We start from the raw sequence: 24792 nt of genomic DNA, 5'->3' as shown, positions 1-24792 counted from the left end.
GAGGATATTGCTTAAAATAAGTCATTTAGAACTATTTCTATTCTACTGTGATGGTAATCTTTTGGTTAATGGCTTTTCCATCCCCTTGTTCTACTACGAGATCACCAGATAGTTTTTCTCCCATTTCTCCGTATGCTTCCTTAACCTGCTTACCATTGTTTCCATCAGCAGGATCAATCTCTAATTTAATATCATACTTCTCTAAATCTTTAATTCTATCATCTTTTTCCGGATCCTTAATATAAATAGTTGCTGAACCATCAGGGTTCGTATAAGTTGTTCCATTAAATCCTGTTGTAATATAATTTGGTATCATTCCAGTAGCACGAATAAACGTCTCTTCTACTAAATTACTTTCAATATTTATAACCACATAATCTTCAAATTTTTCGACGCTTGGATTAATCCATACATTTGCATCTCCTAAGTCGTCCGGAATATTCCAAACTGGTGCTTCGATAGAAAAGGATTGATCTTCCCCATCAAATACAATCGTCTTATGGAACGTTGCTTTACTTAATACCTCGTCCTCATAGGAATCATAGTATATTCTTGCAAATTTGCCTGTTATTCCATCAGCATAATGTTCTGTAATTTCATCCGTCTGGTTACCTGATTCGAATGAAAGTTCAATATGTAATACCCCTTCAAAGTCATCCGGAACTCCTGCTTCCAGTTCAAAATCCCCAGTTCCTTCCACATTGCCGAATCCATTTCCACCAATTATAATGCCATCAACAGAATCCGTTCTTAAAGCTAGTTGGGACTCTGGCAACAAATTTGTTTTACCTGAAAGTAAAATGTTATTCCCTTCCACCTTGAAGTCTCCCTCAAACCAAACGTCTAAGTCACCTTGGTCTTCAGGTGCAGTTGAGTCATTTACTTCAAAGGAAACGTCTTCTGATTCCTCTTCTTCCTCAACTACTTCTTCCTCCGATTGGTCCTTACTTTTCTCATTATTTTCAGAGGATTCTTCTGTTTTTTCATTTTCATTAACTGCCTTCTCTTTGTCCTCAGTATCACTACAAGCAGCTAATACAAAAAGAAATGCAATCAGTATTACAAACAACAACCTGTTTCTAATCATTAACATGACACGTCCCTTGATTTTATATGTACCATTTCATAATAGACTTAGGTCAATCTAATCATCAACAGGACTTTATACTTAATTTGTGATTCTACGATAAGACCTTTTTACTAAAGCACTAGAGGTAAGTTCAACTAGAAATGGAATATTTCCTCTCGTTCATCTATAATAAAAATAAAAAAGGAGACCCGCTACATGAATTCTGATAATCGCTTCATTAAATTCCTCGGGGGAAAAAATATTGTCTTTGTTCTATCCGTTTTAATTCTAATCGGATTAATGATATTTATTTATGATCAAGTATCGTATGTTTTTAATCCGCTTTTTGTGATTCTATCAACTATTACACCCCCAATTATTCTAGCATTTATTGCATTTTATCTATTAAATCCTATTGTTGATCTATTAGAGAAGATTAAAATCAAACGTATTTGGGGAATCGTTATTATCATTATTGGTATTACTGGGCTATTAACTGGGTTAATTTTATTAATAGCGCCAGCAATTGAAAAACAAATAACCGATTTGATTTCTACATTTCCAAAATATGTACAACAACTATGGATCGGTATCAATGAATGGGTTCAGAATTCTTTCCTAGCACCATATTACGATCAAGCATACAACTGGGTCGTATCCAACTTCAGTAATATTCCTGGAATAATAGGGTCCTACATTATCGATGCATTTGCCGGTGTACGAAATTTTGCAAGTACTGTTACAAATTTTGTAGTAGCACTTGTTACATTTCCAATTATCCTATTCTTCCTATTAAAAGACGGCGACCGTTTTAAAGCATATTTCTTAAAATTATTACCACCGAAATATCGTGGTGATGTGAATCAAATTCTAAACAATATGGATGCTCAAGTAGGATCATATATCCAGGGACAAATCATTGTTGCGTCTTGTATTGGTATTCTTTTATACATTGGTTATTTAGTCATTGGTTTGGATTATGCCATTACCTTAGCTATTCTGGCAGGAATTTTAAGTGTTGTTCCTTATCTTGGCCCGACACTATCGATCATCCCAGCGGTAATTATTGCAATTGTAAACTCTCCGTTCATGCTATTAAAGCTTGCAATTGTATGGGTCATTGTTCAATTCCTAGAAGGTAATTTAATTTCACCAAATATTATGGGTAGAACTATGAAGATACATCCATTAACAATCATTATTGTTTTACTGGTGGCAGGAAATCTATTTGGGCTTCTTGGCGTTATTCTCGGAATCCCAGGCTATGCAATCCTAAAAGTTCTTGTTACATATATATACAGTAAATTCAAGGAACGTTATAACCGTTTTTATGGCGAAAAATATGGTGAGTATACAACAGAGGAAGAATAAAAAGGTTGGCTTTAGAAGGAATGTTCCTCCTAAAGCCAACCTTTATTGTATGGTTAAATATTGGGGTTCGTTGTCATAAGTGAGTAACCTTTTATGGATAAGGTCTTACCATATTCATTCCTTACGTAAAACTAAAATAGATAACATTCCTAATCCAAATCCAATTGCGCCGCCAGCCTCCACATTATGAAACAACAATCCTATTCCAAATCCTGTAATTAAAAAACCAAAAAAAGCTAGACCACTACGTACATAGTTCATGCTTGAACCCCCAAATTCATGATATCTGTATAGTATATTCACGGGGGAATTTTTTGGTTAATTATTTACATAGTCCACATATAGATATTCAGAAAACTCTATTTGAAGGTCCTCTGGTACCCTTATATAAAAGAATCGAGATCCCGAAGAACTGTAGCCATTTCCAAATTGGCTTTCACCAATCATTTGCTTCATAGGAAATCCAAGTTCATTAAAGGCGAGTTCAATAATTATTTCTTCCTCTGGACTAACAAACTCAAGTGTATCCGAAATCAATTCAACACCCATATCCGGTGTATACTCACTTACATCCATATATGCTGCATTCACTCCGAGCGCCTGCCAGTCTTTAATATAGAATACCTCTATTGCTTCTTTTAACTCATCGGTTCTTTCAATTAATATACCTTCTTCATAAGAATCCGAAGAAAGCGTAAGTTTTTCCCCGGTATAAGAGTACTCCCAACTGTCTGCAATTCGTTGTTTATCAATGGAAGAGAATTCTCCCTGCTCTGCTTTCATAAATAAATTGTCCGTCATGTCACCACTAGGATCTAAGCCCTCCATCATATTTGCTTCAGAACTTGGAAGAAAGAAAGCAGACACTGTTCCTAGAATCAAAATAGAAATATAACCAATAAAAATTAGCTTCAATTTTTTAGTGGTTAAGGACTTTTGTGTCAATCGTTTATTCATGGCAATGAACCAAAATATAATGATCAATATAATAGATAAAATTGCCCCCATCATCTAACCTCCAATCGATTAGATAGTAATATTGCAAGTCCACTTCCTATAATTAAAGTGACCACAGCCTTTAGTAAAAATAGAGAAAACGAGTACTCCATAAAATAGAATTCTAGAATGTTAACAAAACCGGAATTCCCATTATGTTGTGCAATATAATTTAACCCAATTAGAAGAACTGGTATTAATATAATTAGTCTTTTATTAAATTGTGTCATCATCCCAATTAAGTAACCTGCTGTTGCAGCCAATAAGATATACAATAAAGTAACCACTGCCCCTGCAACATAATCACCTACAGAGACTTCATGTGTTACGGTTAGGAACACATCAATGTCTTGTGTTATATAAGTGAGAAGTTGAATGATACCACCTGATAATAGCGCTGTTATTGCACCTATTACACATGCCGTTAGGAGAAAGGCCATGTTTGATAGATTATACGATAATCGGTTGGAAACGAAAGTAAAGTCATCTTCACGATATGCCTTTGTTGTCATTAAAATTGCATTCAAAAATGCCCATATTATCGTCAGAATGATTACAAGACTTGGTGAGAACATTGAAACCTCAACTGTATAAACATTATTGGAGAATGATGTTTGCATACTTCCAACTAAAGTAAGAAGTATTCCAATCACTTGAACCAGTATTAATCCCATAAACACACCAGTATACGCTTTTAATTTATACCGATACTGCAATCGAACTACACTAGAGAGACTAACTTTTGTTAAAGACATCATCAATGGCCCCTTTCGTTTGATTGGTAAGGTAAACACAAATATCTGTAGGAGTAACGGGTGACACCTGTATTCCTAGTCTTTTTACTTCCTCATGGGAAAAGTTGTTCCGAACAACCACCGAACAATTGTCAATATTAACATCACGTTTATAAATGACCTCTTTATCCTGTAAAGTCTGCATAACAACAGCCGTTCTCCCACTTAAGGTAACAGCATACTCTTTCAACTCATCCACTGGTAGCTGAAGGACTTTCTTTCCTTCGTCGACCAATAATATATCCTCTAATATATCCTCGAGCTCATCTAAATGATGGCTAGAAATAATAATGGTCCGTGGGGCTATAAGATAATCTTTTAGTAACGCACGATAAAAGTCTTTTCTTACAGCTGCGTCCATCCCAGTTGTCGGCTCATCAAAAATGGTAAGGGGGCATTTAGCTGCAAGCCCTACAATCATGTTAAACGTACTTCTTTTCCCTTTGGAAAGACTTTGGTGGGTTTGTTTTGGGTTAAAATTAAAGTATTCCAGAAGTGCGAATGCAATTTCCTCATCCCAGTTAGGATAGAAAGCTTTAGCCTCATCTAAAATTTCTCCTAGATTTAACGTATACGTAAAACTCATCATGTCATCTACAAAAATAGAATTCATGGAAACTTCGAGATTATTAAAAGGACTTCGGTTGAAAACCTTCACTTCCCCTTCAGTTCCCCTCCAGAATCCAGCAATTATCTTAAGAAGTGTTGTCTTTCCTGCCCCATTGCGACCAATTAAGCCAGTGATGGTATTCTCTTCAATCGAAAAATTGATCTGATCTAGAGCCTTCATACTGCAATATGCTTTAACTAGCCTCTCACATTCAATTACCTTCACAGTTACTCCCCCTTGCTTTCTTTCATGATTTGTTTAAGCATTTCTAAAAGTTCCTCTTCTGTTACTTGTAAACGGGTAGCTTCTTGTACTGCTTCATTTAATAGACCCTTTAATTTCATTTCTTTTCTTTTTTCTAAGATAATGGTCATGGCCTCATGAGAAACAAACTTCCCCAGTCCCCGCTTGTTGTAGAGGATCTTTTCTTCATAAAGAAGATTAAGCCCTTTGGCAGCAGTTGCTGGGTTGATCGTAAACATATCTGCAAGTTTGTATTGAGAATATACCTTATCATCAATCTTCAGATTACCGTTCAGTATCTCGTTCTCAAGCCATTCCGCGATTTGAACATAAATCGGAATCGTACTGTCCATATTTAGAACCATATTCGGTCCTCCTTAACCAACATAGTGCATTAGTGTTGTAATGTAGTATATATAAAAACACAAAGGATTGCAAGGGCTAAATAATGATGCAAATAAAAAATACTCTCTAGATTCTAGAGAGTATTACTAGATTATGCCTTTAAGGCATGGATTACTTGATTTAATTCGACCGTTAAATCATTCAGCTTTTTCGATACATCTAACGTGTTCTGCACTTCATTATTTTGCTTCTCCGTAATAGAAGTAATTTCCTTTGCACCAGAGGAAGATCGATTAACGGATTGCTCAATTGCTTCCATTGCTCTGTTCATTTGTTCAGATGATGTTGTTATTTCCTCAACCAATGATGATATTCCTTGAATTTGAGCGGCAACCTCATTGGATGACTTTGAAATATGTTGAAAGACATTGTTAGACTTCTTCGCAAGTTCTAGGCCTTCCACTGTGGAGGTTTTAACATTATTTATGGAAGCAACAGAATGATTTGTATCGATAATCATTTGTTTAATAATCTCTGCAATATGTTCGGACGATTCCAATGATTGCTCTGCTAAACTTCTGACTTCACTAGCAACAACAGCAAAACCTTTTCCGTATTCTCCAGCTCTAGCTGATTCAATCGCTGCATTTAAGGCTAATAAGTTCGTTTGATCTGCTATTCCGGTAATGACTTCAATTATTCCCTCAATAGCTTGTGAGCGTTGGTGCAGTTCTTTAATAGCATGATAAGATTCATCTACTTCTTTATCAATCTCTTCCATTTGGCTTAATAGTACTTCTGTTTGATTACTTCCTTTTTGTGATTCCTCTGCAGTCGCATTTGAATTAACGGAAACACTTTGGGCCGTCTGGTTAATTGTTTGAATACCCTGATGAACGAAATTGATTGCTTCTACGTTCTCTTCAATACTAACCAACTGACTTTCTGTAATGGATGCGACTTCTTCGATAGACGCTGCTAATTCAGCACTAGAATCGGATGATACTTTTGCATTATGGGATAGCGTTTCAGACACTTGTAATATTTGATTAGAGGTAACCGCTAATCGGCCAACAATATCTTCAACTATATTCATTCTCTGTTCTTCTTGTTCTTTTTGATAATATTGTTCTATCTTTCTTCCACTATGTACTTGCCAACTAACAGCACTAGAAGTTAGCACTAAAAACAGCGCATGTAATAAAAACATAGAGAACATATACTCTTTTACACCAAACACGATTTCCGGTACCAGTAACAATCCCACTATATGTTGTACTGCAAAGATACTCGTCATCATGATTAATTGTTTAATTTCTTGGTAGAAACCTAGTGCAGCAACTACCATAAAAATACTAAAATGAAATTCTACCCTTCCACTACCTCCAGAAATAATCGCAATACTAGCAAATGTTAACACCAGTGTTAATAGATATGGTAAAAAAATATGATTTCGAACTTTCTTATATAAAACAACACCAAATAAGAACATTATTATTGGAATAGCTAAAAGAATATTTAGCAATCCCCCGAACTGCTCTTCAATCTCATATGATGTTAAAATTTCCATCCCTCCGTGCGAAAAATCAAAAAGATGAAAATACCTTCCTAGTATGTTAATCACTATCGCTAGAAAAGTTACGCTCCCTGCGATTAGTAACATTAACTTATTTCTCTCTCTCTTCATATTCTTCTCTCCCATTCTATATCTAAATCCCCAGTACTATATTACCATATATATTATAATTTTCAGACTGATAAGATTTGCGCAATACTTGCCGCTTTTTTTATAAGAGAGATTAGGCCAGACCTTATAGTATCGTTCCTATATATAAAAAAAGAGGATACCACAGTATCCCCTAACTTCTTAGCCATATTGATTTTGTATAAGCCACTCTTAACCCCATTTTTTCCATGTTATTCGAACTGACACTGGCATATTTGGCTTGTCCAACAACTAATTCAGCACCTTTATGATGTGCATCCTTTATTCTTTCTACTAGTAGAGCTCGGTGTATACCTTTCTTTCTATGTTCGGGGATAGTTGCTGACGCTGCGAGTGTCGCAATTCCATTTTGATAAAACATGACCCCAATTCCTGCTGGCTCGCCCATAATGGTTGCTAAGTAAAACTCCCATTCATTAAGTTGGTATAGCACTTTATTATTTTGAGCAATCCCTGGTTTAATGAATTCTGGTAAACCAAAACCTCTTACATAAATATCTGCAAATAAATCAAACTCATCTTCTCTTAGCTTCCGCAATGAAATCGCCGGGTTCACATTTTCAAATGTAGTAAATTCATTACCATATAGTACACTATGGAAATTACTCTGATAGAATCCTTTACTAGCTAATAACTTTAAGAGATCTGAATTAGTAAAAGAAGGTGTAATCTCAAATTGTACCGGAATATCTTTTTCGTTATAGAAATCTAGAATTTTATCAATCTCACAGGTATCCTCAGCCATCAAGCCTCTGACTGTATTGAATGATGGTCCGGGAATACCTTTTACTGAAAATGCAGTTGAATTGCCAAACTGCTCTACATCTACTTCCATTGGATTCCCGGGAAGATTCTGTATTGCTGTAAGTCTTGAATGAAGCATCTCTATTTCAGAAACTTCAATCCTTCTCGCTAACTCCTTTGTCAATACTGGAACCATCCAAAACCCTCCCTAATCAACACCAATAATTTTACTCCTTCGTTCTAAGAACACAACATCTCTCCATACACCATTTAGTTTTCCTACCCGTCTTCTAGTTCCTACGATATCGAACCCCAAACGGGTGTGGAGCTTAATACTAGCCGTATTTTCCGGAAAGATTAAAGACTGTAAAGTCCAAAAACCTGCTTCCTCACTAACTCGAACAAGTTCTTCTAATAATAATGTACCAACACCTAAACCGGAGCAAGAATTGGAGACATAAATACTATCCTCGGCAACACCACGATATGCTTGCTTATGAATAGATTGACTTAAAGCAGCCCATCCCACTACTTCGTTATCTATACAGGCAACTAATCGACATGACGCTACATGTCCTTTATCCCATTCTTCCCACGATGGAGGCTCCGTATCAAATGTTGCATGACCAGTTTGAATACCTTCTATATATATGTTTCGTACCGATTCCCAATCGGATTCTGTCATCTGTTTAATGATCACATGTTGTTTTCCCATCATACTCACCTAGTTTGTCTATAAATTAAACCAAAAACGTCTTTTCACTATGCCATCTGCATCTGTCTCAGAATGATCTTCTATTCCACCATTATTCATAATAACTTTGGCTGATCCTATATTATCTTCATCACATGTAATTAACACCTTGTCCATACCCAACTCTCTACATTTATGGAGTGCCTCCGCCAAGATATACGTGGCATAACCCCTCCTTCTTTCAGATGGGAGTACACTATAACCGATATGTCCTCCAATCCGATAAAGGAAATCGTTTAATTCATGACGGATATCTAGCATACCTAGTATTCTATTTTCCTCATTCACTAACAAGTAATTAGAACATGGTAGCCATTTTCCATGGCCTTTCTCTCTTTTAGATAATTCTTGTAGGTATACTTCATAGCTTTCAAATCCCTCTATTTCGAAGCCACTTGGGATAAGTCTTTTCGGCCCCCATTCTACCACATATGCACGATGCTCGTTTTCCCACTCCATAGAAGGTCTTACTAAACGCATATTCATCCCCCTTTACACAACTAACAACGAATTAATTATTCTAATCATAATCAATTCGTTGTTAGTTGAAAAGAACTATTTATCTTTTTCTTGCTTTAATAAAGCCGTCAATTGTATCCCATACTAAACCAACTAAGAAAAGGATAACAATTATTCTAGTACTATTTTCCCAAATCGATTCCCCAATCTGGTATCCTTCAGAACCTTCTGTGACTATTCCAGCATGAACTAAATCACTCATAAACTCTGGATTCCAAAAAGCATCTCCGGTAATGAGGAAGGAGACAACCATTATTCCTAATAGATTAATTACCACTGTATAACCTACTAATTTCATGGTCCACTTTCCTGAAATTAATTTTATACTTTCCTTTACAATGAAGATTGCTAGTAGCAATAATACAAATGGCATGAATTGTGAAAAGGTATCTTCATTTAAGAAAGGAACAACCTCTCTGAATCCCCCATCATTAAACACATAGACACCGAAGAAATTACTAGAAAAAGCAAACAATACCATGACGATAACGTAAAATATGATAGAAACGATCGGCTCTGATCTCTTTATTCGTCTTTTTGGATCTGGAACTGCTGAAAGCATAGATGGATGCCAAGTTTTATCTAATCCTAGATCCTTTGTCTTAATTCCCCCGTAGTAATCTGCTATTGCAAATGAAATGGTTACCCACCCTAGGGCTTGCGGTACCGCTGTCACCAATGAAACAATCAACCCTACAAAGTGATCCAGAATCTCGACTGGATTGATTATCGTTTCAATGACAAAAACAATTCCAAGTCCTGCTGTCATCGAAATTAAGACAATCTTCAATACAATGAGAAATGAGTCATAAAGCTCCGGTCCAATTAAATACCTTTTCGTTCCACGATATTTATTAGCCATTTCTCTTGGGCTACCTAATTCTAATAAAACACTCTCCATATCTTTCTTATTGATTTCACGATTGCCAACACGTTCCTCAAGCATATCTTCAATTAAACCACGCAGTTCAATTGCGATATCCTCACGCTGTGATTGTGGAAGCTTTTGTGTTACAGCGTAAATATAACGATCAATCATTTCCATCTTCTTCACCCTTTCCTGTATGAATTAAGTGATTCAAACTTACTACCATACTTTCCCATTCCTTACATAACTGCCCATAAACCTCGGTACCCATTTCACTTAACTTGTAATATTTCCTTGGTCTTGCCTCATTTGTATCCCACAGACTTTCCAATAAACCTTGTTTCTCCAGCCTTCTAAGTAGTGGATACAATGTGCCTGGTTCCACTTGAACACCTTTTTCATTTAGAATTGTCACAAGTGAATATCCATACTGCGGGATTGATAGCTGACTGAGTACACCAATGGTGATCGTACCCCGACGTAATTCGAGCATTAATTTATCGATATGTTCTTGTTCGTTCAACATGATCAACTCCTGACTACATTATAGTGTATGACACACACTATTGTAAAGTGCATATTATTAAAAAATAAAAAACATGATTGGATATACTCCAAGTCATGTTTAATTAATTGGCTTTGTTTTAAATATATCTAATCAAAGTAAAATAGCTCTTCAAACTTCTTATCTAATGCGATACATAATATTAATGCTAATTTGGCCGTTGGGTTGAACTGGCCTGTCTCGATAGAGCTAATGGTTTGCCTTGAGACTCCAACCGCACTTGCCAATTCACCTTGCGTCATATTTTTCTCTGCTCGGGCTATTTTTAAACGGTTCTTAAGTATAAGTTGTTCAGTTTTATCATTCATTTAGTACACTCCATATTGGCTAAGCAATGCTGCAAATGAAATAAAAACAGCCATTGTACTTAAAATTCCAGTAAATAAGTATCCTTTCTTATCCCGCATATTAAAATATTGATAAAAAGAAACTGCAGCTGTCTGTGCCATTAGTATCAAAACAATATCACTAGCAGATTCGTTGTATACACTACGAAGAATAATCAGTAATACCATAACTACGGAAACACTTATCCAACCAATATGAAATGCTTTAACTTTAATAAATTCTTCTCGTTCATCGTTTTTTTCTTGCTGAGCTTTTTTTAAGATGTCTATCTTATTCATTTATAAGCCTCCTAAGATTCTATGTTTTCATTTTATAATTCAAATAACCGCATGTCAAGTTTTGTTGTCATAAAGTAAAGTTTTATTATCACAACCAACATCAACCCTCTTTCAACCGAGAAAAGCGATTGCTCCATTGAACAATAGTGCAAATTTCCATTCCCATTGACAAATCATGTATAATTAGCTTTCATGGAAGTAGACAGAACTTAACAGGAGAATCTTAATGAAAATATATGTAGACGCAGATGCTAGTCCTGCTAAAGATATCGTTATTTCAGTAGCAAAGTCATTTTCTATTCCAGTTGTACTTGTAAAAAGTATTAGCCACTTTTCACATGATGAAGAATTAGAAGGTGTCGAGACCGTTTATGTAGATACCGGTGCAGATGCAGCAGATTACCGAATCATGCAGCTAGCTGAAAAGAAGGATTTAATTATAACTCAGGATTATGGACTTGCTTCTCTTGGGTTAGGAAAGGGTTGTCTTGTTTTACACCATAAAGGATTTGCCTATACGAATAAAAATATTGATCAGCTACTCCAAACCCGCCATCTTAGTGCGAAGGCAAGAAGAAGTGGCCAAAAGACAAAAGGACCTAAACCATATACGGAAGAAGATCGGAAGAATTTTAGGGAATTGCTTGAAAAAACTATTCAACGTAACATAAAAAACGGGAGCAATAATTAATTGCTCCCATTCGTTATAGTTTCCGAATAGTAAAGTTTGACTGAAGTACTGGCCAATTTTGTGGAAATGGATTACCCAATACCCAATAACTAACTCCCCTTAAGCCATATTCTCTCACTGTTTCATATTTAACTTGCACACTCCTCGCATCCTCAAACCATACTTCATGTTCCTGACCACTAGTATCCGTATACCGGTAATAGGGGGATTGATACGTGTTGTCATATTGAATACTTACATTGTTCCTAGCAGCAAGATTAATAGCCTCTTTTGGACTCACTGTCCGTGCAAAAGTACCTTGTACCCAAGGTATCTTCCAATCCCGACCATATAGCGGGATTCCCATCATAATTTTTTGACGTGGTATTACCGTTACAGCGTAATCCAATATATCTCTTACCTTATTGATTGGGGCAATTGCCCAAGGCTCTCCCCCTGCCCATCCCCATTCATAGGTCATCAATACAACAAAGTCACATAACTCTCCATGCACTTCGTAATCATGAGCTTCATATAGGAGTCCAGCTTGATCTCCAGATTCTTTTGGAGCTAGGGCTGTGGAGACTGTCAAGCCCAATGGTCGTAAACGATCGACCACTTTCCTTAAGAAGTTATTATAATTCTCCCTATCCTCTTGATAAAGATATTCAAAATCTATGTTTAAACCTGAATACCCTTTTGTTCGTATAGTGTTTACTATATTCTTAATCAGGGTATCTTGAATGTTAGGATTCCTTAAAAGAGTTGCACCCAAATCCGAGTTAAAACCACCACCCGTATAATTAGTTAATACAAGTAAAGGGGCAATGTCATTTACTCGAGCAGCTTCCAAAAGAGTAGTTTCGCGCATCTCGGTCAGACTACCATCCTCACGAAAGCTATACATAAATGGCGAAAGGTATGTAAAATATCTCCCTAATGCTAATACTTCTTGCCTTCCTTGTTCATTTGTCTCTGTCGTATAGGCATTTACTTCTGTACTTGTTCTCGGTTTTCTTGGAATTTTTAATTGCAGACCTGAATAGATTAACGAGGGACTTTCAATTCGATTTGCTTGAAGGAGTTTATTGATTGTTACACCGTAGCGTTGGGCAATGACCCAGAGGTATTCACCTAATTGAACCGTATGTAAACTATATGGCTTTTCTAATAATTCTCCTACAAAAATTAAATTAGGGTTAGTAATATTATTAAATTGTTGTAATTCCTGTACCGTTACTTCAAGCTTACTAGCAATCGCCCACAAATTATCTCCAGGTTGAATAACATATTCGAGATGCGGCTCCGGAATGACAAGTGACTGACCCACCACCAGAATATTTGGGTTATCCAATTGATTAAGATAAATAATTTGGTTTACATCAGAATGATACGCTTCTGCTATTCGCCACAAAACATCCCCTTGACTCACGACGTGAATTTGCATATAAATTCCCCCAATATAATTGATTACTATTCTCAAACATATTCTCTACATGCCTGTCCTAGTATTGAAATAATGGAAATTCATTACTTTTGTACTTATTTCCTTACCCTTCCACGTAATCAGGATCTTTCCTAGGATCATGGTGGTGATTTTGCCAATACATATGTGTTGATAACGTTCAAAATAAAAAAACGCTCCTAACGAGCGTTTTTCAACTTCTTCTCTTAACATCACTAATTACAAACCTACTCTTTGGCAAACTAGGAAAACGTACCATACTGTACTGCAAATCCTGTTTTGGTACTATATATTCTATATTGTTTACGAGAAAGTTAAGTACCACTTTCATCACTTCAATGGTTAGCCATTCACCAGGACAGCGATGTCCCCGGTAATAATCTCCGCCCCCTTGTGGAATAAAGTCATAGAAGTTTTCTTCTCGATTCTTAAATCGTTCTGGATGAAACAGATGTGGCTTTTCCCAAATATCAGGATGATGATTGGTACCGTATATATCAAGTAGAACTAAGTTTCCTTTTTTGAAGTCATGTCCATTCCACAGAAAGTCTTCCCTCACTTTTGCAGTTAAGACTGGGAAAAATGGATAATACCTTCTCACCTCTTGAATAAAGAGTTCTGCATATTCCTCCCCTTTTTGTTGGAGTTTTTCTTTTTCTTTCGGATGCTCATGCAACGCTAACGCTTCAAATGTAATGTACACCGAAACGGCAACGATTGGCCGTATGATATTGAGTAATTCAACAGCCACTATCTGCTCATTTAATAGTTTTCCGTTTTTATCTTGATACCAAGACATCTTATATAAAGCCGTTTCATTAGGGGGATTTATTTCACCACTGCGAACCTGTGCAACCATTGCCCGCAACCAAGCTTCCGCAAGATTTCTAGAGGTTCTTCCCTTCCAATGTCTTGGTCCTATTGCACCAACACTATCAAATAAAGCTTCTAGCTGATTAGCCCTTTTCTCCACTTCATTCTCTTCTAGCGGTATACCAGACCAAACACAAGCTACCATTGTAAGAACTTGAACCATTTCCTTGTATATCACAACTTTATGTTGTGTTGTCCATTTAGCCAATGTGATCTCTATTTGACTTTCAAGTAACTTTCTTAGATCCTCTAGTCTCTCTTTTGACATGAGGGACATAAATAATTCTTTACGATGTCGATGCTTATCTCCATCCATCGTCTGAACAGCATGTTCTCCAAAAAGAGTTTGACGTACTCGCTTCGGCGCAGCACCATGACGGATTAGTTTTTCTTCATCATAAAATGTCTTAACTGCCTCTTCCCCAGCGATACAAATTGCCTTTTGCCCGCCTAGAATCCTCGTCTCAAATATATCTCTGCCGTACTTTTTTCTTCGATTCGTTATATAGTTGTACCCTTCCAATAATAACTTTGCTGTATTATCGATTCCCTTATCAATAGGAATCTGTTCCCGATATGGCAAATTAGTCACTCACTTCTATTATTTACTATCTATAGTCTGTTGTAGTGCTCTAACCTTTATTCATAAGGATAAACTTTTACTCTTTATGCAAAGTTCATTTATAATGTATACGAGAGGTGAATGGATATGGCACGCGAACGAAAATTTTCCAGGGAAGAACTTTACTTGGAAACGAAGGAATTACTACTACAGCATGGGTATGAAGGCTATACCTTCACATTGCTCGCTAATCAATTAGACATTTCTAGGGCAGCAATTTATAAATACTATGATAATAAAGAAGAATTACTTAGCGAATATATGCTATATGAACTCACAAACTTCCTAAATGAACTGAAAAAAGTTAGTAAAGAGAAAACATTCTCCAATCAGTTCCATGCACTATTTGAATTCATTTTTTCAGATATGAGTCTTTATCATTTACGGGATATTGGATTACAAATTCCTAAAGTAAATAAGAAAGTAGCAGAAAACAAGAAAAAAATAAGCAAAATTATTGTAGAATTGTATACATCACTTCAACATTTCATAGACTTAGGAAGAAGCGAAAAAATATTAAGAGAAGACATTCCAACTAGTTTAATTATAGGAATGATTTTTCAAACGGTTAATATCCCAAACACGGAAAAGATTCCACATGATGATTGGGTAAAAAAAATAAAAGACGTAATTTGTCACGGAATCTTCACGGAATAATAATTGACACTAGTGTAACTTTCAAGTAATAATTAGATAGCGGTATATACCGTTATTTTTTCACCCAAAGTTACGCAAGTGTAACCTCGGGAAAGAAAGGGATTTTATATAATGAAGAATCTACTAAAGAAAATTACGGACGGAGTTTCCACCAAAAAAGGAATGTGGATTACATTAGCTTCATGGTTACTTGTAATGATCATCCTTACCGTTACTGTCCCAAGTGTAAGAGACTATCAAGTTACATCAATTGATTCATTACCAGAAGATATGCACTCCGTTGTTGCGAACGAAAAAATTGCCACCTATTTCGGTGACAGTGAGCTATTACCAGCTATTCTTGTGCTTCAATCAGAGAGTCAGGTTGAGCTCGAGGATTTAGTTACGATAACAGATGCGATTATTGCAGAAGATATTAAAGGTTTAAAAGAAATTATTCCAATGGGAAAATTACCAGAACCAGCTACAACCACCTTTTTCTCTAAGGATCGTACGACAGCAATTATCCCTGCTAACTTAGATGCTAGTCTAGATACTCCAGATGTAAAAGAAGTATTAGATCAAATCACTTCTATTATTTCTGAACAGACAGATTTAACAGTATCGGTAACTGGACCTGCAGGAATTGCGGTTGATACTACTGATTTATTCTCAAGAGCTGATATCGTCTTAATTATGTCCACAGTGGGTGTTATTCTTGTGTTATTAATATTGATTTACCGTTCACCATTAATTGCACTAATCCCATTATTAGCCGCTGTATTTGTGTATCAAGTTGTTACTCAGTTACTTGGACTATTTGGGAAAGCCGGATTACTCATGAGTTCACAGTCCGTTTCTATTATGTCAGTATTACTATTTGCAGCAGTAATTGATTACTCCTTATTCGTATTCTCACGATATAGGGAAGAGCTCAAGCAACATGAAAATAAGCACACTGCAATGAAATTAGCTATGAGAGGAACTGGTTTGCCAGTATTCTATTCAGGTGGTACGGTATTTCTTGCTATGATTATCTTGATATTTGCAGACCTTGGTGATTATAGAAACTTTGCCCCTATCTTTGGTACGGCATTAGCTGTTATCATGATAGCATCTGTAACACTTGTACCAGCCTTATTCACTATCTTCGGTAGAAAGTCATTCTGGCCAATCATTCCTAAAGTTGGCGATACGACTGTAAAACCAAGTTCTATTTGGAGTAAAATTGGAAAATTTGTAACGAAGAAACCAATCGTTGCGATAAGCGTTGTTGGGGTATTTATTGTATTAAGTTCGGTTTATAACGTAAATCTTAAATATGAATTTGATTTAATAAAATCATTCCCAGAAGATATGCCATCTCGAGTTGGGTATGAAGTATTAGAAGAAAAATTTGCACCAGGGGATTTAGCTCCTACAACCGTTCTTGTTGAGTCAGACAAAGAAATTTCCGAAGAGAGTCAGCAAGCTCTATTAGATGAACTTTCAAACGAAGATCATGTCAATACTATTAGAATTGAAAATCAAACTGATGACCAAAAAGTAGTATCCTATAGCCTTACATTTGATGAAAGTCCATATGCGATTGAGTCAATTAATGCCTTAGATGACATAAAAGAAAAATCAGGGGACATTCTGGAGGCAAGCAATATAGACGGTGAATTGTATTTTGCCGGTGAAACATCCGCATCACTTGATGATAAAAATACAAACGACCGAGACCTTGTGTTAATCGTAATATTGGAAACACTATTAATCTTTATCATGTTAATCTTCCTAACCAAGTCATTTAAAATGCCATTGTATATGATGGGTACAATTCTTGTTTCCTTCTTTGCAGCATTAGGTTTAGGGATGTTCTTAACCAATCTATTCTTCGGTATCGATACGATTAGTACTCGTGTTCCGGTATATGCGTTTATATTCCTAGTAGCTCTGGGAATAGATTATAATATTATTTTGGTATCGAGATTCATGGAAGAACGTGAAAAGCATTCCATCAAGGAAGCAACCCGAATCGCAGTCGCAAGTACCGGTGGCGTAATTTCCTCTGCAGGAATAATCTTAGCAGCCACATTTGCTGTACTGATGACTCAACCAATCCAGCTACTATTTGTATTCGGATTTATTGTTGCAGTTGGGATACTGATTGATACCTTCTTGATTAGAGGAGTATTATTACCAGGTTTAATTGTAATGTTCGAAAAAGATAAGAATAGAAAAGAAGCGAAGTAATAAATAACCTGAAGGATAATCCCTTCAGGTTATTTTATTTGTATCCTTTCGGGATGAGGAGAATCTGTCTGGTTAACGGGGAGATGGTTCTGGTTTTGGGGTTCATATTCTCTACTTAATGGAGCATACTCCTGACCATTAGGCTGATACTTTCTACTCTTGGGTGCATCCTCCAGGTTCTCGGGCTCATGCGCTCCACTCAAGGGCACATCATCCAGGCTCTCGGGCTCATGATATCTACTCAAGGGCACATCATCCAGGCTCTCAGGCTCATGATATCTACTCAAGGGCACATCATCCAGGCTCTCGGGCTCATGATATCTACTCAAGGGAGCATACACCTCGACTTCTAATCTCCCCCTCAGGCAACATCCCTTTAACCAAAAACAGCTTAATAGATGGAATGCCCTCCTCCCCTTTGTTAGAATTAACCTAACAAGCAAAATATGAAAGGGAGATTCATATGAAAATAGTATCAATTGAACCGACACCAAGCCCATATTCCATGAAAATAAATGTAGATGAAACAATGCCAGATGGAAAGACAGAAAACTACAAAGCTAATGATGATTTGTCCAGTGCACCTCCCTATATACGAGATCTTTTTTCTATCAGTGGGGTAAAAGGAATCTATCGTGTGATTGATTTTATTGCATTGGAACGTGATGCACGGACTCCATGGGAAGATATTTTACCAGACGTTCAGCGCACACTAGGTTCGGTTGATGGAGATCAAGACACTGAAACTTCAGTGGTGTCATCACCGGATGACCATTTTGGAGAGATAAAAGTGTTCGTTCAAATGTTTCGTTACATACCAACTCAAGTTAAGCTGGAAGAAGGAGATAAGGAGCACCGATATGGCCTCCCAGATCGCTTTATGAATGCGGCCATTGAGGCATCAATTGCATCGGACAATATGCTTGCAGAACGCAAATGGGTAGAGCAAAGTCCACGTTATGGTGATGTAGAAGAAATCGGCAAAGAGGTGGTGGAAGAACTCTCTGCTACGTATGATGATGAGCGTTTGAAAGAATTAATCCAATATGCATTGGATAATAAAGCTGCTCCATCACGCTGGATTAAAGTAACATTGGAAATGCTTGATCACCCTGACTGGAGAGAACGATATGCAGCACTAGATAAAATGGACCCCACTCTAGATGACTTACCTGTCTTAGATAAAGCTTTAGAAGATGAAAAGGCATCAATTCGTAGACTAGCAACCGCATATCTTGGAATGTTAGACGATAAAAAGGTACTACCATACTTATATAAAGCATTGAAAGATAAAGCAGTAAACGTAAGAAGAACAGCTGGAGATTGCTTATCAGACTTAAGTTTTACTGAAGCAATACCTGAAATGATAGAAACTTTGAAAGATAAAAGCAGGCTTGTACGTTGGCGTGCCGCAATGTTCCTCTATGAAATCGGTGATGAATCTGCTATTCCAGCACTTCAAGAAGCACTGGATGATCCTGAATTTGAAGTTCGAATGCAGGCTAAAATGGCTTTAGCACGTATCCAGGGCGGTGAAGAAGGTAAAGGTTCCATTTGGCATCAGATGTCACAACTAATAAATAAAGATAATTAGGGGGAAATGAAATGAAAGTAAGAGAAGCTAAGCCTTCGGATGCGGATAAACTGGCTTTACTCATTCAGGAAGTAGAAAACACCTCACCATATATGCTCTGGGAACCAGGGGAAAGAAAAATTCAAGCAGAGAACCAACAAAAGATGATTGAAAAGATTCAGAGTGAAGATAATTCTACTATTCTAGTGGCTGAACAAGATGATCATTTAATTGGTTATCTGTTTGCCATTGGCGGAAAGCCTAAGAAAACGAGACACACTATATACCTTGTAATAGGAATTCATGTAGATTATAGGGGAAAAGGTGTGGGGTCCTTGCTATTCCATGAGCTAGATCAGTGGGCAACTCATCATCATATACATCGAATTGAATTAACCGTAGCCTCCAAAAACGAGGCTGGGCTAGCCCTTTATAGAAAAATGGGATTTGAAATAGAAGGAACGAAAAGAGATTCATTATTCATAAATGGAGAATACGTGGATGAATACTATATGTCTAAAATAGTAAACTAATAGATTTTTCTATTGAAAAATCAACAATAATAGGAGTAAGGCAAACTCTATGCCTTACTCCTATCTTTCTAAGCAATACCTTTTTGAGGACTTACCTTAAGTAGATTTGCTTGAATAAGTCTATTCCTGACCGTTATCCCAATCCAACTTGCTAAGAAGGCTTTAATAAAACCAACAACAAGGAATGGATAAACCCCTGCCACAAGTGCAGCATTCCAATCCAAATCTAGTACAAACTTTAATTGGATTGTACCAAATGTAAGTGTCACAAACATACCAATAATATTTGCTATAAATGCCATTGGAATGGTGAATTTTGTTTTTTCAAGAATAAAACCAGTGATAAAAGCAGTAGCAATAAATCCAAAAATATAGCCCCCAGAAGGCCCAACGATTACTTGTAAGCCCCCACTAAATCCCGCAAATACAGGCACACCGACAGCACCAATTAGTGCATAACAAATCATTGCCAACGCACCTTGGCGACTGCCAAGGACAACTGCAGCTATTCCAACAGCCAGTGTTTGTCCACTAATTGGAATAAGTGGTAACGGTATTTCTACTTGTGCCAGAATCCCTGTTACAGCCGCAAAGATAGCTACATTCATCATAACTCTTAGTCTTTTACTCTGTTGATTCATATGTACAACTCCTTCTAAACTACCTATAACCTGTCAAAATTATATTACGACAAACCCCTAATGTCAACCCAAAAAATAAATGGTTAACATTAGGGGCGGATAGCCTATTACTTTGAACAAGAATGATAAATTGTAGTGATGAACTTTATGTACATATGAACCTATTTCCGAAGCGACCGAATCCGGTTAGCCTCTTCCTCTTTATCCAAATACTCAAACAAACCAATCGCATTTCCCCAGGGATCTGAAAATGTACACCACTTTACAGGTACTTCTGCTCTGGAGAAGACTTCAAAATCCTCTACCCCTAGTGTATTCATTAATCTGTCTTTAATCACTTCTATGTTCTTCACACCTAATCGAAGAGGACCACTTCCTTCTGCCGGAGTCCCCTCAGCTAACTGTAGCCAACTCCCCGGGACAAGCTCCCACTCAGCAAAGCCCGCGTGTGGTATAAAGTCAGGCTCTTTGTCTAATAATAATTGATACCACTGTATACCTTTTTCAAAATTAGTTACACGAATTTGGATTGTCATTTCAAACACCATCTAACTCACTCCATTCTAAAAATGTATTAAGCGAGGATCTATCTATGATGAATAATTCAATTGTTAAATTTGTCTGTTGCTCTCTTTTATTCTTTGGGGTGTTTACCAGTTATCAACCAATAGATAGTGTATCAGCCCAAAAGGAAGTGCCACCATATGCAAAATGGGGCCGACTAGCCATGCAGAAAGTAAAAGAAAAATATCCTGATGCGAATATTGTTGATTACTTACATGTTGGTCGAAAAAAAGAAATTGAAACTTCTACTGAAACATTTAAATTATGGCTGGAAGCACCCAATAAAGAATTTGGTGTATTTATTGATATCACATTTAATAATAACACAGAAGAAATCGTGGATATACAATATCGAGAAGTGTCTAGTTAGCTGGATATTACTACAACAGAACAGAAATGGCCCACTTCCAATTAGTGGGCCATTTACTATTAACCTATAATATTTAAGATAGCCATCATACATTAACCTGCACACTCTTCCCAAGTTATTGCATCATCTGCCTGATCTTTAATAGCTTTTATATATAATTCCTTTGAAAAGTCCGGGAATAACTCATCGACAAAACATAGCCTTGACTCTGAAGATTGCCACATTAAGAAGTTACTCACCCGTTTTTCTCCACCAGTCCTAATCACAATATCTGGATCTGGTAGCCCTCTAGTATACAGGTACTTTTCAAACGTTTCTTCGTTTAAATCATCCATTGAAATTTCATTTTTCTTTGCGTCTATAAGGATACGATAGATTGCCTGTAGAATTTCACTTCTACTACTATAATTCAAGGCAAAATTTACGATTAATCCCGTATTATTTCGCGTCTTCTCCATTGCCTTTTCTACGGCTTTCTTTGTTTTCTTAGGCAATCCTTCTATATCACCAGAAATAAGAATTTTAATATTTCTCCTCATAAATTCAGGAAGCTTTTGATTAAAGAATTTAATCGGTAGACTCATTAGATAATTCACTTCATCTTTTGGCCGCTTCCAGTTCTCTGTGGAGAAAGCATATAAAGTAAGAATTTTGACTCCCTGTTCCGTACTGGCATCGATAATCTCTTCCATCGCCTTCGTACCAGCATAATGTCCTTCACTCCGAGTGAGCCCTCTCTTTTTTCCCCAACGACCATTTCCATCCATAATAAGCGCAACATGTGTCGGGATTGTATTCATCGAACTCCTCCTTTTAATTTAATTCTAATTCTTGAAGTCTTTCCACAACCTGCTGTTTTTTAAAATTAAATGACTGCCAACTATCTAGTTCCAGATTCGCTATCATTTCTTTTCTGCTTTGAAGAATCTCTTTCAACTCAGGATAATCTGGATCTTCTTCATATAAGGTGATCAATCCATCAATCCCGGTATAAGACAAATAATTTAAGTAATAAATATCAATCTTCCCTGTTTCTTCATATCGTTCTAGATTATTCTCAACGATTATTTCCTCTAAATTCATTGCATTCAATCCTGTGTAAAAAATCAAACCAGCAATCAAATAAAAATGCAGTAATGAAATTCTCTCAAGCCATACACGTATAAGCGTATAGGCGAAAATTACAATTAAGAATAACATGAATGTATGTGCTAAAATCCGATCCAGCGTAAACCCATAAGCCGCTTCATATAGGCTTAATCGTAAGTAAGCAGATGTTAGCATGATGCTACTAACAACAATTAACAAGGAATATAGCATCTTTAAAAAGTAACCCATTGCTTTCTTAGTTGATTTAACAAACTTTAAGCATCCTAATAATATGGACCAGTTAATCAGCGTTACTAATAGCAGTTCAAAGAAACCTTTTCTTGCGTATTCTGCATAAGTTAAATTCTCTTGAAGTGCATCTCCAAAGAAATATTTAAATTGAACCGCAACAAATACTAGATAAATACAGTTTAATAAAACTAAGATTGTCGCAAGTGTAATGCCATCCCATCTTGTTTCCTTTTTATCCAATGTTGGTCTGACAATTGGTGGCACATATCGTTTATACAGTACTTGGAACGCGCCAAAGAACAGTAAAGTTAACAGAAGAACAGCTATTACTCGGAATACACCTTCTAAGAAATTCAATTTTAGAAGAAACTCTGGAATTTTCATGACCACATTACCAAAGTTCACATCAGCCAACATTAATAAAAATGTAATGAAAAATAATAACGGGCCACCGATTAGTAATCCAATAACAATTCGCTTAATAGTCTGTGCAGTCTCATTTTTCATTTGTTTAAACAATACTCGTTTAAAGAAGACTTTTACCAGACGTTTCCCATAACCGAATGTTTGCGAAAACTTCTGTAACACTCGATGAAAAAATGGAAGTGAGATCCAGTCTATATGGTTTGGTGCTGTGATTAACACAATATGGATAAACACTAGTACTGGTATTACTATGATATTCAACATATAGAAAAATTCATTATCAAAGAATAAATAAGATGCTGATAAAATCCAAATCACAACCATTAACAGTAAGCCTATTCGACGGTGATTGAACTTAAAACCAAATCGGTAATAAAGCACAGAATAGAATGCTGCAATAAATACAGGATAGGAAACACCTATCATCCCATGGAAGAAGCTTAACTCTGCAATTACGCCGAGCCCTAGACATATTAGTAAAAACAACAAACTTTTCTTTCTATCTTTCACCCTTTTCACCACCTATATAGTTATTCTACATACATAGTAATTCTATGTATACAAGCAAAAGAATTGTGGATTTTCAGTGATACCGAGGGCAAGGTGACCATTCTACACAGATGCTTTCCTTCCCCAACGATATCCAATCCAACTTATCGGATATAATACAATTGTTAATAAGATACAGGCCAGAATAAACGGGCCATTTAAAAGTGGCTGAAACCATTCGTGTGGAATGAGTTTAAAGACAATTAAATACATTAAAACAAGATTTGGTATAACGGCGTATGTAAATGTTCTTCGAAGAATTTTTAAACCGCCACTCCCAAATTCTTTCCCTATTTCATAGCCAAGTAATCCCCAAAACACCATATAAACCATTATGATAATGGAAGGAACTGCGGTAAGCCTCTTCCATAATACTTCAATCCATTCAAATTGGTACACATTATAGGCAATCGTTAGCGTGATTCCACCAAGAAAAATCAATATGTTTAGTAGAACAAATAATATTTGCATTTTTTTCGGTGTTACTTTGGCTTCTTCCATCCAAATCTCGGCAATTTCTTCTGGAGTTCCTAGACGCATCGTTATTGCTTCATAGACACCAGGCTCTGTAAACTTTTCCTCCTGGAGAAATTCATATACATGAGACCGGTACTCTGCGATAATCTGCTCCTTTTCAGGGTGTTTTCCAAGAACTTGATTAAGCTCTTGGAAGAACTGTTCTTCCCCTGCACTCACGATTCACTTCTCCCAATTAGGTTGTTCATCACCTGAACATAACGATGCCATTCACTTGTTTTTGCTTCAAGCATTTCTTTACCTTCAGAAGTAATTCGGTAATATTTACGCGCCGGACCTTTTTCTTGATTTTGCCAATAGCATTCAATGTACTCCTGCTTTTCAAGCTTGTGAAGCGCTGGATACAATGTCCCTTCTTTCATTTGAAAGTTATGGTCACTGCGATGATCCATCTCCTTTACTAGCTCATAGCCATACATATCACGTTCATTTAAAAGTTGTAGGACAAGTAGTGATGTACTTCCCTTTACTAATTCACGGTCAAACATTTTCTCACCTACCTAGAATTATTAGGTAACTATACT

Annotated in this window: 30 protein-coding genes; 7 read left to right on the top strand and 23 right to left on the bottom strand. The window is 36.5% G+C overall.

The genetic code is table 11. The features are described 5' to 3' along the window. Positions 1–37 precede the first annotated feature (37 nt). On the bottom strand, positions 38–1093 hold the full coding sequence (locus tag BN999_RS07725; protein WP_096270818.1) for a hypothetical protein: 1056 nt from the start codon (positions 1091–1093) through the stop codon (positions 38–40). 192 nt (positions 1094–1285) lie between these two features. Here BN999_RS07725 and BN999_RS07720 point away from each other — a divergent pair, with 192 nt between their 5' ends. Beyond that, positions 1286–2440, top strand: coding sequence for an AI-2E family transporter (locus BN999_RS07720; RefSeq protein WP_096270817.1), 1155 nt, complete (start codon positions 1286–1288; stop codon positions 2438–2440). Positions 2441–2554: 114 nt separating this feature from the next. Here BN999_RS07720 and BN999_RS20565 read toward each other — a convergent pair whose 3' ends face one another. From BN999_RS20565 to BN999_RS07660, 13 genes are all read right to left on the bottom strand, one after another. Then, positions 2555–2701, bottom strand: coding sequence for a hypothetical protein (locus tag BN999_RS20565; protein WP_155982681.1), 147 nt, complete (start codon positions 2699–2701; stop codon positions 2555–2557). Between the two features lie 57 nt (positions 2702–2758). Next, positions 2759–3448: a hypothetical protein gene (locus BN999_RS07715; RefSeq protein ID WP_096270816.1), complete on the bottom strand. Its 690-nt coding sequence runs from the start codon at positions 3446–3448 to the stop codon at positions 2759–2761. Then, positions 3448–4191, bottom strand: coding sequence for a hypothetical protein (locus tag BN999_RS07710; protein WP_096270815.1), 744 nt, complete (start codon positions 4189–4191; stop codon positions 3448–3450). The genes BN999_RS07715 and BN999_RS07710 overlap by 1 nt, the downstream gene beginning before the upstream one ends. Further along, entirely contained in the window at positions 4172–5065 is an 894-nt protein-coding gene (locus tag BN999_RS07705; RefSeq protein ID WP_096270814.1) for an ATP-binding cassette domain-containing protein, read from the bottom strand. Before BN999_RS07705 ends, BN999_RS07710 begins: the two co-directional genes overlap by 20 nt. A gap of 2 nt (positions 5066–5067) precedes the next feature. After that, the gene (locus BN999_RS07700) at positions 5068–5448 is read right to left on the bottom strand and encodes a GntR family transcriptional regulator (protein WP_096270813.1); all 381 of its coding nucleotides are present in this window, start codon (positions 5446–5448) and stop codon (positions 5068–5070) included. A gap of 131 nt (positions 5449–5579) precedes the next feature. Continuing rightward, positions 5580–7115 carry a methyl-accepting chemotaxis protein gene (locus tag BN999_RS07695; protein ID WP_176481910.1) on the bottom strand — a complete coding sequence of 512 codons (1536 nt, stop codon included), beginning with the start codon at positions 7113–7115 and terminating at the stop codon, positions 5580–5582. A gap of 172 nt (positions 7116–7287) precedes the next feature. Beyond that, complete coding sequence (locus tag BN999_RS07690; RefSeq protein ID WP_096270811.1) at positions 7288–8094, bottom strand: GNAT family N-acetyltransferase; 807 nt, start codon at positions 8092–8094, stop codon at positions 7288–7290. 12 nt (positions 8095–8106) lie between these two features. Next, on the bottom strand, positions 8107–8613 hold the full coding sequence (locus BN999_RS07685) for a GNAT family N-acetyltransferase (protein ID WP_096270810.1): 507 nt from the start codon (positions 8611–8613) through the stop codon (positions 8107–8109). An 18-nt stretch (positions 8614–8631) separates the two neighbouring features. Beyond that, the gene (locus BN999_RS07680; RefSeq protein ID WP_096270809.1) at positions 8632–9132 is read right to left on the bottom strand and encodes a GNAT family N-acetyltransferase; all 501 of its coding nucleotides are present in this window, start codon (positions 9130–9132) and stop codon (positions 8632–8634) included. A gap of 79 nt (positions 9133–9211) precedes the next feature. Next, positions 9212–10216: an HAAS signaling domain-containing protein gene (locus tag BN999_RS07675; RefSeq protein ID WP_096270808.1), complete on the bottom strand. Its 1005-nt coding sequence runs from the start codon at positions 10214–10216 to the stop codon at positions 9212–9214. After that, a complete protein-coding gene (locus tag BN999_RS07670) occupies positions 10203–10565 on the bottom strand; it encodes a PadR family transcriptional regulator (RefSeq protein WP_096270807.1) in 363 nt (120 codons plus the stop codon). The genes BN999_RS07675 and BN999_RS07670 overlap by 14 nt, the downstream gene beginning before the upstream one ends. Positions 10566–10693: 128 nt before the next feature. Further along, entirely contained in the window at positions 10694–10912 is a 219-nt protein-coding gene (locus BN999_RS07665) for a helix-turn-helix transcriptional regulator (RefSeq protein ID WP_096270806.1), read from the bottom strand. Continuing rightward, positions 10913–11230 carry a DUF6442 family protein gene (locus BN999_RS07660; RefSeq protein WP_096270805.1) on the bottom strand — a complete coding sequence of 106 codons (318 nt, stop codon included), beginning with the start codon at positions 11228–11230 and terminating at the stop codon, positions 10913–10915. Positions 11231–11456: 226 nt separating this feature from the next. Between BN999_RS07660 and BN999_RS07655 the strand changes: the two genes are divergently transcribed. Continuing rightward, the gene (locus BN999_RS07655) at positions 11457–11921 is read left to right on the top strand and encodes a YaiI/YqxD family protein (RefSeq protein ID WP_096270804.1); all 465 of its coding nucleotides are present in this window, start codon (positions 11457–11459) and stop codon (positions 11919–11921) included. 13 nt (positions 11922–11934) lie between these two features. Here BN999_RS07655 and BN999_RS07650 read toward each other — a convergent pair whose 3' ends face one another. Continuing rightward, a complete protein-coding gene (locus BN999_RS07650; protein ID WP_096270803.1) occupies positions 11935–13347 on the bottom strand; it encodes a LysM peptidoglycan-binding domain-containing protein in 1413 nt (470 codons plus the stop codon). Between the two features lie 211 nt (positions 13348–13558). Next, positions 13559–14830, bottom strand: coding sequence for a cytochrome P450 (locus BN999_RS07645; RefSeq protein ID WP_306418998.1), 1272 nt, complete (start codon positions 14828–14830; stop codon positions 13559–13561). Positions 14831–14947: 117 nt separating this feature from the next. Between BN999_RS07645 and BN999_RS07640 the strand changes: the two genes are divergently transcribed. Both BN999_RS07640 and BN999_RS07635 read left to right on the top strand, forming a co-directional pair. Continuing rightward, entirely contained in the window at positions 14948–15517 is a 570-nt protein-coding gene (locus tag BN999_RS07640) for a TetR/AcrR family transcriptional regulator (protein WP_096270801.1), read from the top strand. Between the two features lie 111 nt (positions 15518–15628). Then, positions 15629–17734, top strand: a complete 2106-nt coding sequence (locus tag BN999_RS07635; RefSeq protein ID WP_096270800.1) for an MMPL family transporter — start codon at positions 15629–15631, stop codon at positions 17732–17734. A 29-nt stretch (positions 17735–17763) separates the two neighbouring features. Here the strand turns inward: BN999_RS07635 and BN999_RS07630 are convergent, their stop codons facing one another. Continuing rightward, positions 17764–18213, bottom strand: a complete 450-nt coding sequence (locus tag BN999_RS07630; protein WP_096270799.1) for a hypothetical protein — start codon at positions 18211–18213, stop codon at positions 17764–17766. Here BN999_RS07630 and BN999_RS07625 point away from each other — a divergent pair. Together BN999_RS07625 and BN999_RS07620 are read left to right on the top strand one after the other, a co-directional pair. Further along, positions 18198–19328 carry a conserved virulence factor C family protein gene (locus BN999_RS07625; protein WP_096270798.1) on the top strand — a complete coding sequence of 377 codons (1131 nt, stop codon included), beginning with the start codon at positions 18198–18200 and terminating at the stop codon, positions 19326–19328. The two genes, BN999_RS07630 and BN999_RS07625, sit on opposite strands and share 16 nt — an antisense overlap. A gap of 11 nt (positions 19329–19339) precedes the next feature. Further along, positions 19340–19840: a GNAT family N-acetyltransferase gene (locus tag BN999_RS07620; RefSeq protein ID WP_096270797.1), complete on the top strand. Its 501-nt coding sequence runs from the start codon at positions 19340–19342 to the stop codon at positions 19838–19840. A gap of 68 nt (positions 19841–19908) precedes the next feature. Here BN999_RS07620 and BN999_RS07615 read toward each other — a convergent pair whose 3' ends face one another. Both BN999_RS07615 and BN999_RS07610 read right to left on the bottom strand, forming a co-directional pair. Next, on the bottom strand, positions 19909–20481 hold the full coding sequence (locus tag BN999_RS07615; RefSeq protein ID WP_096270796.1) for a biotin transporter BioY: 573 nt from the start codon (positions 20479–20481) through the stop codon (positions 19909–19911). A 161-nt stretch (positions 20482–20642) separates the two neighbouring features. Beyond that, positions 20643–21029, bottom strand: coding sequence for a VOC family protein (locus BN999_RS07610; protein ID WP_096270795.1), 387 nt, complete (start codon positions 21027–21029; stop codon positions 20643–20645). A gap of 44 nt (positions 21030–21073) precedes the next feature. Here BN999_RS07610 and BN999_RS07605 point away from each other — a divergent pair, with 44 nt between their 5' ends. Then, on the top strand, positions 21074–21415 hold the full coding sequence (locus tag BN999_RS07605) for a YqzG/YhdC family protein (RefSeq protein WP_255247418.1): 342 nt from the start codon (positions 21074–21076) through the stop codon (positions 21413–21415). A 92-nt stretch (positions 21416–21507) separates the two neighbouring features. On the opposite strand, the gene BN999_RS07600 is transcribed toward BN999_RS07605, so the two are convergent. The 4 genes from BN999_RS07600 to BN999_RS07585 form a co-directional block, all read right to left on the bottom strand. Further along, positions 21508–22215, bottom strand: coding sequence for an isoprenyl transferase (locus BN999_RS07600; protein ID WP_096270794.1), 708 nt, complete (start codon positions 22213–22215; stop codon positions 21508–21510). A 13-nt stretch (positions 22216–22228) separates the two neighbouring features. After that, the gene (locus tag BN999_RS07595; protein ID WP_096270793.1) at positions 22229–23692 is read right to left on the bottom strand and encodes a DUF4153 domain-containing protein; all 1464 of its coding nucleotides are present in this window, start codon (positions 23690–23692) and stop codon (positions 22229–22231) included. A gap of 102 nt (positions 23693–23794) precedes the next feature. After that, positions 23795–24427: an HAAS signaling domain-containing protein gene (locus BN999_RS07590; RefSeq protein ID WP_096270792.1), complete on the bottom strand. Its 633-nt coding sequence runs from the start codon at positions 24425–24427 to the stop codon at positions 23795–23797. After that, the gene (locus BN999_RS07585; protein ID WP_096270791.1) at positions 24424–24756 is read right to left on the bottom strand and encodes a PadR family transcriptional regulator; all 333 of its coding nucleotides are present in this window, start codon (positions 24754–24756) and stop codon (positions 24424–24426) included. The genes BN999_RS07590 and BN999_RS07585 overlap by 4 nt, the downstream gene beginning before the upstream one ends. Between the last annotated feature and the right edge of the window lie 36 nt (positions 24757–24792).

The organism is Paucisalibacillus globulus, assembly GCF_900184735.1.
Classification (GTDB): Bacteria; Bacillota; Bacilli; order Bacillales; family Amphibacillaceae; genus Ornithinibacillus; species Ornithinibacillus globulus_B.
The sequence above is the reverse complement of the archived record's forward strand: the minus strand, read 5'-3'. Positions and strand labels throughout refer to the sequence as shown.